The 10,178-nt window shown below is 41.9% G+C and carries 9 protein-coding genes; all 9 read right to left on the reverse strand.

Translation table 11 applies throughout. The features are described from left to right. Positions 1–47: 47 nt before the first annotated feature. A complete protein-coding gene (locus tag HT696_RS09530; RefSeq protein WP_173283311.1) occupies positions 48–1,808 on the reverse strand; it encodes an ABC transporter ATP-binding protein in 1,761 nt (586 codons plus the stop codon). After that, positions 1,798–3,567, reverse strand: coding sequence for an ABC transporter ATP-binding protein (locus HT696_RS09535; RefSeq protein ID WP_173283597.1), 1,770 nt, complete (start codon positions 3,565–3,567; stop codon positions 1,798–1,800). The genes HT696_RS09530 and HT696_RS09535 overlap by 11 nt, the downstream gene beginning before the upstream one ends. Beyond that, positions 3,542–4,012 carry a MarR family winged helix-turn-helix transcriptional regulator gene (locus tag HT696_RS09540; protein ID WP_173274866.1) on the reverse strand — a complete coding sequence of 157 codons (471 nt, stop codon included), beginning with the start codon at positions 4,010–4,012 and terminating at the stop codon, positions 3,542–3,544. Before HT696_RS09540 ends, HT696_RS09535 begins: the two co-directional genes overlap by 26 nt. A gap of 176 nt (positions 4,013–4,188) precedes the next feature. Beyond that, complete coding sequence (locus HT696_RS09545) at positions 4,189–4,905, reverse strand: YebC/PmpR family DNA-binding transcriptional regulator (protein ID WP_023940351.1); 717 nt, start codon at positions 4,903–4,905, stop codon at positions 4,189–4,191. Between the two features lie 785 nt (positions 4,906–5,690). Further along, entirely contained in the window at positions 5,691–7,106 is a 1,416-nt protein-coding gene (gene ply / locus HT696_RS09550) for a cholesterol-dependent cytolysin pneumolysin (RefSeq protein WP_173283598.1), read from the reverse strand. A 10-nt stretch (positions 7,107–7,116) separates the two neighbouring features. After that, positions 7,117–7,527 (reverse strand): hypothetical protein, encoded by a 411-nt coding sequence (locus HT696_RS09555; protein WP_240150259.1) that lies wholly within the window; start codon positions 7,525–7,527, stop codon positions 7,117–7,119. Next, entirely contained in the window at positions 7,520–8,128 is a 609-nt protein-coding gene (locus HT696_RS09560; RefSeq protein ID WP_173283599.1) for a hypothetical protein, read from the reverse strand. The genes HT696_RS09555 and HT696_RS09560 overlap by 8 nt, the downstream gene beginning before the upstream one ends. A gap of 12 nt (positions 8,129–8,140) precedes the next feature. Beyond that, entirely contained in the window at positions 8,141–8,599 is a 459-nt protein-coding gene (locus HT696_RS09565) for a DUF4231 domain-containing protein (protein ID WP_173283600.1), read from the reverse strand. Between the two features lie 314 nt (positions 8,600–8,913). After that, the coding region (locus HT696_RS09570; RefSeq protein WP_173283601.1) for a DUF1542 domain-containing protein at positions 8,914–10,178 on the reverse strand (1,265 nt) is incomplete at its 5' end.

Here is a 10,178-nt window from a genome sequence, read left to right on the forward strand (position 1 = left end):
CTTCTAGTATAGTGCAGAAAAAGAAGGCCGTCAAGCCTTCTTTCGATTTATTCTTCTGCCTCATCTTCTGTGAACTGACTGTTGTAGAGATCAGCGTAGAAGCCTCCTTGTGCCATCAACTCATCATGATTGCCTTGCTCAATGATATTGCCATCTTTCATGACAAGGATCAAGTCAGCATTTCGGATAGTTGACAAGCGGTGGGCGATGACAAAGGAAGTTCTGCCATCCATCAAACGATCCATAGCTTTCTGAATCAATTCCTCCGTCCGAGTATCAACAGAAGAAGTCGCTTCATCTAGGATTAGGAGTGGCGCATCTTTCAGCAAAGCACGAGCAATGGTCAAGAGTTGTTTTTGCCCGACAGACAAGGTTACCGTGTCGTCCAAGACTGTATCGTAACCATCTGGTAGGGTCATGATAAAGTGGTGAATCCCTACAGCCTTGCTGGCTTCAATCACGCGCTCATCACTAATACCCTCTTGATTATAGATAAGATTGTCGCGAATGGTCCCTTCAAAGAGCCAAGTATCCTGCAGGACCATTGAAAAGGCATCATGTACTTCCGAACGCTTCATCTCTTTGGTATCTACACCATCGATGCGGATACTTCCCTTATCAATCTCATAGAACTTCATCAAAAGATTAACAATAGTTGTCTTACCAGCCCCGGTCGGTCCAACAATGGCAACCTTTTGCCCTGCATGAGCGGTCGCAGAAAAGTCATGGATAATGGTTCGCTCTGGTGTGTAGCCAAAGGAAACTCGATCAAAGACCACTTGACCTTTCATATCGCTCAATTGTCTTTCTTTATGGGATTCATCTTCCATTTCCTCTTCAGCTAGAAATTCGAAGACACGCCCCATGGCTGCGCTAGCCTGCTGCAAACTAGTAATACCTTGAGCAATTTGAGAAAGGGGCTGAGAAAAGATACGAACGTAGGCCATAAAGGCAACGATAATCCCGATACTGATGTGCCCATTCAGAGCCAAGGCTGCACCAACGATAATCACCAAGGCATAGCTAAAGTTCCCAATGAACATCATAATCGGCATCATAATCCCTGAAATAAATTGAGATTTCCAGATACTATCATACAGACGATGATTTAATGTTGCAAATTCTTCTTTCGTACTCTCGATAGCATTATAACTAGTCACCACATTATGACCAGAGTACATTTCCTCCACATAGCCATTGACAGCTGCCAAATTCTGTTGCTGACTCTTAAAGAAGCCCTGGGATTTGCCCATAAAGACAGACACGAAAGCAAATCCAACAAGAGTTGAAACAACCGTCACCAAGGCTAAAATCCAGTTCATCCCAAACATGGTTACCAAGACTGCTAAGACCAATAAACTAGATGAAAGAACTGTTCCCAGACTTTGATTAAGGGACTGGGCTGCAGTATCAACATCATTAGTCACACGAGACAAGGTATCTCCTTGAGAATGTCCATCAAAATACCCCAATGGAAGGCGATTGATTTTCTCTGCAATGGCTGATCTCAAACGCTCTGAAAAACGTTGAATGGCTGTTGTAAACAGAAAGGCCTGCAAATAATTGGATAAAAGTCCAATCACATAGATGACGGCCAAAAAACTACCGATGGCTGCAACCGCCGCGACATCTACACTGGTTCCCAGACCACTGGCAATGATATTGGTCATTTCCTTAATACGGGTTGGACCATATACGGTAATGATATTGGATACGATTGTTGCTAGAAAAGCAATCAAAAGGGCAAACTGGAGGCCTGCAAGATAGGGTTTACTCTGTTTCCAGAGAGACATTTTCTTATTTTCCATGTTCCAATTCCTCCTTCGATAGTTGTGAATAGGCAATTTCTTGGTAAACTTCGTTATTAGCTAGAAGTTCCTTGTGGGTGCCTTGTCCCACGACTTTTCCTTGATCCAAGACCAAAATCAAATCAGCATCCATAATCGTTGAAATACGCTGTGCGACGATAAGCTTGGTCATAGACTTGGTTTTCTCTGCTAGCTCTTGGCGTAGGACACGGTCTGTCTTGTAGTCCAAGGCTGAGAAGGAGTCATCAAAGATGAGGATTTCTGGCTTCCGAGCTAAGGCACGCGCAATTGCTAGACGCTGTCTTTGACCACCTGAGAAGTTGGTTCCTCCTTGGGCTACTTCTGACTCTAAACCCGCTTCCTTGTCTTCGATAAAGTTCTTAGACTGGGCCAATTCCAAGGCTTGCCACATAGCTTGCTCACTAAGTGGTGTTTCTTGACTCTGTCCAAAGTCCAAATTGCCCTTGACATCACCTGAAAAGAGAACCGCTTTCTGAGGAATATAACCAACCTTGTTGCGCAAATCTTCTAAGGCATAGTCTTGAACATTGACACCATCCACCAGAATTTGCCCTGCTGATACATCGTAGAAACGTGGAATCAGATTGACCAGAGTTGACTTACCAGAACCTGTTGAACCAATAAAGGCCACTGTTTGACCAGCTTCTGCTCTAAAGCTAACATGCTCGATAACTGCCTCCGAATTTGCCGCATAGCGGAAGGTCACATCCTTAAATTCGACCTGACCTTTAAGGTTTTCATCAGCAAGCTGCACTTGAGCAGGGTTTTGGATAGAAGAATGCAAATCTAAAACTTGGTTGATCCGTTTGGCAGAAACCATGGTTCGAGGAAGAACGATGAAGAGTGCTCCCATGAGAAGGAAGCCCATGACAACCTGCATGGCATAAGACATGAAAACAATCATGTCACTAAAGAGAGGCAGACGCGCTGTCGCAGCAGCGTCGTTAATCACATAGGCCCCAATCCAGTAAATCGCCACACTCAAACCACTTGAAATCCCCATCATGATAGGGTTCAAAATAGCCATAAGACGGTTGACAAACAAATTCAAGCGTGTCAATTCATCATTTGCTGCTGCAAATTTTTCATTTTGGTATTCTTCAGCATTGTAGGCGCGAACAACACGAATACCTGTTAAACTCTCACGAGTGATACTGTTCAGTTTATCAGTCAGACTTTGAATCAAGGACTGTTTTGGAAAGGCTAGCGTCATCAAGACTGTCGTCATCAAAACATTGACAATCACTGCTACAAGAACGGACCAGAGCCAGTATTCTGAATGACCTAAAATCTTCCCAATAGCCCAGATAGCCATAATTGGACCACGCGTAACTACTTGCAAGCCCATGGTAATCAACATTTGAACTTGAGTAATATCATTGGTGGTACGAGTTAAAAGACTGGGAATAGAGAATTTCTTAATCTCTGTCTGCGAGTAATCCAAAACTCGGTTAAAAATATCACTTCTCAGCCTACTAGTATAAGAAGCCGCCACTCGGGATGCAAAAAATCCAACTGCAACTACGGACAAGAAGGCAAGAAAGGACATTCCCACCATCATGCTTGCCGGCTGCCACAACTCATCTAAATTAGTTCCTTGACTACCTAGCAAATCCGTAATTTTCGAGATATAAGTCGGCACTTCCAACTCCAGATAGACCGAAAGGCAGGTAAAGAGAATGGCTAGTAAAATCATCCCCCATTCTTTCCTACTAATTCGTTTGGCTAATTTCTTCATTCTCTCCTCCTATTCCCTCGATATTTGCCTGTAGTTGACCGAGAACTTTCTCAAAAATCAGTAATTCATCTTCATCAATGTCTTCCATCAACTGCTTGTCTATGCGTTCAAAGAAGGCCTTAACCTGCTGCATTTGAGAACGTGCTTTGTCCGTCAAACAAACAAATTTTGCCCGCTTATCAACAGGACTCGCCTCCAATTCCACCAAACCATTTTGCACCATACGCTTGACCAAATTACTAGCAACAGACTTGGTAATATTGAGTTCCTGCTCGATATCTTTAATCAAGACCAAGTCTTGGTTTTTCTCACGATTATCTAAAAAACGCACAACCTGACCTTGAGGCCCACCCATAAATTCAATACCACAACGTTTGGCTTCCTTTTGCACCATCAGGTGAATCTGATGACCAAAACGCTTAAAGACTAACATCGGTTTATCCATACTAACTCCTTTCTAACTATCAAATTTAGTTCTCCTAGGAACTAAATAAGTTTTCATGAGAACTATTTTACCACTTTGAAAAGAGATGTCAAGAAAAAGTTTCCTAGAGAACTATTTTCTTGATTCAAAAAATCCCAAGTGATTTTTTCACTTAGGATCATGTTCTCTAGGTTAAATTAGAACCCGTCTACGTTTGTGTAGATTTTTTGTACGTCTTCGTCGTCTTCAAGAACGCTGTAAAGTTTTTCAAAAGTTTCAAGGTCATCACCTGACAATTCCACTTCTGACTGAGGAATCATTTCCAATTCAGTCACTTGGAATTCTTGGATACCTGACTCACGAAGGGCAACGATAGCCTTGTGAAGGTCAGTTGGCGCTGTGTAAACTGTGATTGTACCTTCTTCTGCTTCTACATCGTCCACATCCACATCCGCTTCTAGCAATTGCTCAAAGACCGCGTCCGCATCTTCTCCAGCAAATACGATAACACCCTTGTTGTCAAAGAGGTAAGAAACAGAACCTGAAGCACCCATGTTTCCGCCATTTTTACCAAAAGCTGCACGGACATTAGCCGCTGTACGGTTAACGTTTGAAGTCAAAGTATCCACGATCAACATAGAACCATTTGGTCCAAAACCTTCGTAACGTCCTTCTGTAAAGGTTTCGTCTGTGTTTCCTTTAGCCTTGTCCAAAGCTTTATCGATAACGTGTTTTGGCACTTGGGCTTGTTTAGCACGGTCGATAACGAATTTCAAGGCTGAGTTTGATTCTGGATCTGGATCACCTTTTTTTGCTGCTACATAGATTTCTACACCAAATTTTGCATATACTTTAGAGTTAGCTCCATCTTTAGCCGTTTTCTTGGCTACGATATTGGCCCATTTACGTCCCATTAGGAATCTCCTTTTTTCACATTTTAATCTTTCTTATTATAACACAAGTTTTTTCGATTTTCACTAGAGGAAAGAGATTTTATTCAGTAAATCCAACTAGGATGACACTTTTGTTGCCAAGATAGCCTTGCCTTTCCATCCTTATCAACATTCAAAAAACAAACTAGACCATTATCTGTAAATAGAAAGTTTCGGACAAGTTTGACAAAGTCCGCTCAAGCTACTGTTTTGAGGTTGTAGATATAAGCGACAAAAACCATTATACTGCACCTTTTGTTGACAGTCTACTCCAGACGTATCATAGTTCAAGTAAATACTTTGAAATTCAACAGTTCTTATAGGTGCTATTGTATTCTAAGAAATCAATAGAAGAGTTTCTAACCAAACATCTATTACTCAATGAAAATCAAAGAGCAAACTCGAAAGCTAGCCGCAGGTTGCTCAAAACACTGTTTTGAGGTTGCAGATAGGGCTGACGTAGTTTGAAGAGATTTTCGAAGAGTGTAATTTATGTGTTCCTGAAACAGAAATTTATGCTCTTTTTGATTGCACATGATACTGAAGTTAGACTAGTACAACGGCACTTCTAAAACAAGTAAAAGGTAGCTAATTCCCTGTATAGCAAGGAGTTTCACTACCCTTTTTACTTTTTCTTACAGCCCCTGTTTGATAGACTCATTTTAACATCACGAGCATGCTCCAATGGAAATCGCTAGGCAAGAGATAAACTTTCAGATATTCGCAGAGAGATCATCGCCTCTTTTTGTCGCAAACATTCTTCCCCCCTAATCATTTTCTACCTTATCCTCTACCTGAGGATAGAGAGTCGTTCCCCAAATAGAAATCGTCCGCTTACGCACTAGTGGCAAATCAGTTTTTTCATAAACCGTACGCCACCATTCCCAGGCAAGTCCGGTACACTCCCTAATTTTGATAGAGAGATTGCGAACATTCCCTTTCAAAGGAATACTAGTAGTAAAATGAGCCGTCAAATCCTGCCCATTTCTGTCCCAAACCTTAGGAGTCAAAACTTCTTTACCTTGATAATCATAGGATAATTCATCCCAAGTAATGTAATATTGGGCAACATAGGCACCACTATGATCCAGCAGTAAATCACCGTTTCTGTAGGCTGTCACCTTAGTCTCAACATAGTCTGTACTGTTTTGAAAGGTCGCAACTACATTGTCACGTAAAAATGAAGTTGTATAGGAAATCGGCAAGCCTGGGTGATCTGCTGTAAAGCGACTGCCTTCTTGAATCAAGTCCTCTACCATATCCACCTTGCCTGTTACAACTCGGGCACCCGAACTCGGGTCGCCCCCTAAAATAACTGCCTTCACTTCTGTATTGTCCAAAATCTGCTTCCACTCTGTCTGAGGAGCTACCTTGACTCCTTTTATCAAAGCTTCAAAAGCAGCCTCTACTTCATCACTCTTACTCGTGGTTTCCAACTTGAGATAGACCTGACGCCCATAAGCAACACTCGAAATATAGACTAAAGGACGCTCTGCAGAAATTCCTCTCTGCCTCAAATCCTCTACCGTTACAGTATCTTGAAACACATCTCCTGGATTTTTAACAGCATCTACGCTGACTGTATAATAAATCTGCTTAAAATTAACAATCTGAATCTGCTTTTCGCCCGAATGGACAGAGTTAAAATCAATATCAAGAGAATTCCCTGTCTTTTCAAAGTCAGAACCAAACTTGACCTTGAGTTGTTCCATACTGTGAGCCGTGATTTTTTCATACTGCATTCTAGCTGGGACATTATTGACCTGACCATAATCTTGATGCCACTTAGCCAACAAATCGTTTACCGCTCCGCGAACACTTGAATTGCTGGGATCTTCTACTTGGAGAAAGCTATCACTACTTGCCAAACCAGGCAAATCAATACTATAAGTCATCGGAGCACGATCGACCGCAAGAAGAGTGGGATTATTCTCTAACAAGGTCTCATCCACTACGAGAAGCGCTCCAGGATAGAGGCGACTATCGTTGGTAGCTGTTACAGAAATATCACTTGTATTTGTCGACAAGCTCCGCTTCTTTCTTTCGATAACAACAAACTCATCGGGTAGCTGATTCCCCTCTTTGATGAAACGATTTTCAATACTTTCTCCCTGATGGGTCAAGAGTTTCTTTTTATCGTAATCCATAGCTAGTATAAAGTCATTTACTGCTTTATTTGTCATCTTCTACCTCCTAATAAGTTCCTGGATTGAGTTGCATAAACTCAGACTTGTTCAGCGAAATCAGCCGTGGTTGGACTAAGTGATCCAAAATTTCCTCGTATAATTCTTCTGAGACATTGCGTCGCCGTCTGGCTAGATAAGAAGTCGGAATGACCGTATTATCCAACATAAATACCTTATCTAAGTCAATCAAGGTTGGTCTTGTAAAAGGATTACGAGCTAAATCCGGCTCTTCTATCATAAAGTTCTTGACCAAACGTCTGGTCAAGAGAGCTGGTTTGAAGGTCTGATTTTTAATCAACTCTTTGTTTTTAGTCGTGCTGTTGTCAATACAGATATACATATGATTCTTCACAGCCAAATCGCTACTAATACTTGGAAAAGGCAAATAAAGAGCCACAACATCTCCTCTCTTAATCAAGCAAGAGCACCCCCTTTTCTCCTAATGTAACATAGACAGGATTGACCAAGTCTTCTGATTGACTCAGAATTTCCAAAGTTTGAGTTTGGCGCGCTGTCAATTTAGTAGCATCTTGTCTCTTCAATACAAAATGCTTGTCGCCAATCACCTTGACACTATAATCCTTCTCCAAAGCTGACTGGTAAATCCACATCAGATTTTGTCTGTCCTGAGAACTCAAGAGAGAAGGATGTTCAAGTCTCCCGATAGTCTGATAAAAATCAAAAACAGGAGCCAACTCCTGCCAATCTGACTGGCTAGTTGTCAAGGCTAGAAAAAGGGCTTTGCGAGCTGATACTTCTTGGTTAGCCCTGAGAGTCCCCTTGCCCTCCAAGTTTTTTAGAAATTGGGAAACTCCAGAAAGCAAATCTTTCTCTAACTGCGAGAAATAAAAACCTTGCCTTCCCAGACATAAGTCTCTCAAGTCGCTTTCTCTAGCAAATAAGAGTTCAAACAGTTGATAATAAAAGAAAAATATCTGGCACTGAGTTGCGCTCATCTTTTCCTTATCGGCTTCTTTTTTCAACCAGAGTAAGGGCAATAGATAACTGGATTGAGACATTTCCTCCACCTCCTATTCTTTTTTAACTGGAGCTTCTGCACTAGCTGCCACTTCTTTTGACTGGATACTTTCCCACTGGTTAATTTCCTCTGAGATAAGACCTTCGCATGTCTTGACAAATAGGGCAAAAGCCTTGGTTTTTCCTGCATATTTCTCTGTTTGACATTGATAGAGGAATTTTTCTCTCTCCAGGAGTTGCGCAGTTTTTTGGTAAGAAATCCAGTGTTCCTTGGCATTATACAAATTGAGAATCCCCTCACACAGCAAGCCTAGACTGGACAAAGCAACCGAAATCAAACGGTAGCGATCACCTGGCATAGGAATAGCACAAAAAACAGCTATGAGAAAACCTGCCACAATTTCTGTTATTTTTAATACCTTATAGCGTCTACGATGTTGAACGCTTTTCTTTAAAAAATGAGCTATCTGTACGTCCAATCGATCGGTCAGGTACATTTCTTCTGGCGTCATGTTCGTAACCCCTTTCATTTACTTTGATAATCATAGTATAACATATTTGAATATCAAAGTATAGTAAAAACTGAAAATCTATATCTTATTATAAAACCCAAATATGAAATATTTGTGAAATAAGGGAAAAATATCACAAAAAGGATGGAACAAATAGGTTCAAAATGATAAAAACGCATAATACCTTGCCTTAAAAAGCTTGATATTATGCGTTTTATCAGAGAAAGATTTTCTGAATGTTCTCCTCAAATAGAGTTTTTACAACATTCTTTCAATCACTATTCTAGCTGGTTTCCGACTCGTCTAAACTTTGCTTATCTTAACTGAGCAAGAATAGCTTTGAGTTTCTCAATCAACTCATCTTCTGTGTGGTCAGACTCTTTCTCATTGGCTAGGAAGGCAACTGCTTGAGCGAGAGCTTCTCGTGCTTGGTCGAGGACTTTGGTATCTACACTTGTAAGGTCGTTTTCTTGCAGAACCTTAGTTAATTCCTTGGTCAATTTCTTGAGTTCTGACTCTTTCTTGCGACGAGCGATGAGGAAGAGAAGGAGACCAAGAAGGGCGAGCAGGCTAGCAATCATCGTACCGTATGGAAGATGACCTTGCTCTTTCCTTGTTTCTTTCGTTTCTTCTTCATCCTTAGTCGCTTGCTTGCCTTTCAAGGATTCGAGTGCTTCTTTGACCTTGGCAGTCATCTCTTTCAAGCCTGCCTCTGTCAAGTCAGCATTTCTAAGTGATTCTTGACCCTCTCCGAGAATGATCTTCGCAGCGTCGATGACAGATTGATCAATACCATCCAAGTCTTTCAAACGAGTTTCCAAGTCTTGAATCAGATTTCTTAAGACGGATTTATCAACCTGTTTCTCTTGACTCGATTGAGCGCCTCCAGCAAAGGTTACACTTCTTCGGCTACGGGTTGGCGCCGTCACAGAACTTCCAGATAGCCCTTGTGGAGACTCTGGTGCTATCGCATTTCCTGTTTCCCTCTGTTGAGCAGATGGATCAGTAGCTTGACCCGTCGAATCTCCTGAATGAGCTGGAGCGCTTGGAGTAGCAGACTGACCTCGGTTATTTGCATCGCCTCGGCTGCCATCATCAGATGGAGCTGGTCTATCTCCTTGGCTAGCCGTATCCCCCCTACTATCTGAACCTGCTTGGTTAGCACCATTACTTGGTGTGGATGAGTTTCCTTGGTTAGCGTCGCTGTTGGCTTGCGCTGTCGGACTCACTTGGTTCAGTGTTGTATCAAACTCTTGTTTCGCTGCGTTAATTCCAGCTTGGTTCGTTGCCGCATCAATTGCTTTAGTAGCTTTAGTAAGAGCGTCATCAACTTTCTTAATCGCCGCATTCTTCTCTTCTTCAGTCAAATGGGCAATGTTATTGAACCCATCCTTCTTAGCTTGCGCTTTTTCCGCAACGGTTCTCTTAGCGTCGCTGTTGGCTTGCGCTGTCGGACTCACTTGGTTCAGTGTTGTATCAAACTCTTGTTTCGCTGCGTTAATTCCAGCTTGGTTCGTTGCCGCATCAATTGCTTTAGTAGCTTTAGTAAGAGCGTCATCAACTTTCTTAATCGCCGAAT

The sequence above is a fragment of the Streptococcus sp. 9903 genome (assembly GCF_013276625.1).
Classification (GTDB): domain Bacteria; phylum Bacillota; class Bacilli; order Lactobacillales; family Streptococcaceae; genus Streptococcus.

Coding starts and splice junctions, on each gene's coding strand:
- HT696_RS09530 (WP_173283311.1), bottom strand. CDS start 1,808: ATGGAAAATAAGAAAATGTCTCTCTGGAAACAGAGTAAACCCTATCTT.
- HT696_RS09535 (WP_173283597.1), bottom strand. CDS start 3,567: ATGAAGAAATTAGCCAAACGAATTAGTAGGAAAGAATGGGGGATGATT.
- HT696_RS09540 (WP_173274866.1), bottom strand. CDS start 4,012: ATGGATAAACCGATGTTAGTCTTTAAGCGTTTTGGTCATCAGATTCAC.
- HT696_RS09545 (WP_023940351.1), bottom strand. CDS start 4,905: ATGGGACGTAAATGGGCCAATATCGTAGCCAAGAAAACGGCTAAAGAT.
- ply (WP_173283598.1), bottom strand. CDS start 7,106: ATGACAAATAAAGCAGTAAATGACTTTATACTAGCTATGGATTACGAT.
- HT696_RS09560 (WP_173283599.1), bottom strand. CDS start 8,128: ATGTCTCAATCCAGTTATCTATTGCCCTTACTCTGGTTGAAAAAAGAA.
- HT696_RS09565 (WP_173283600.1), bottom strand. CDS start 8,599: ATGACGCCAGAAGAAATGTACCTGACCGATCGATTGGACGTACAGATA.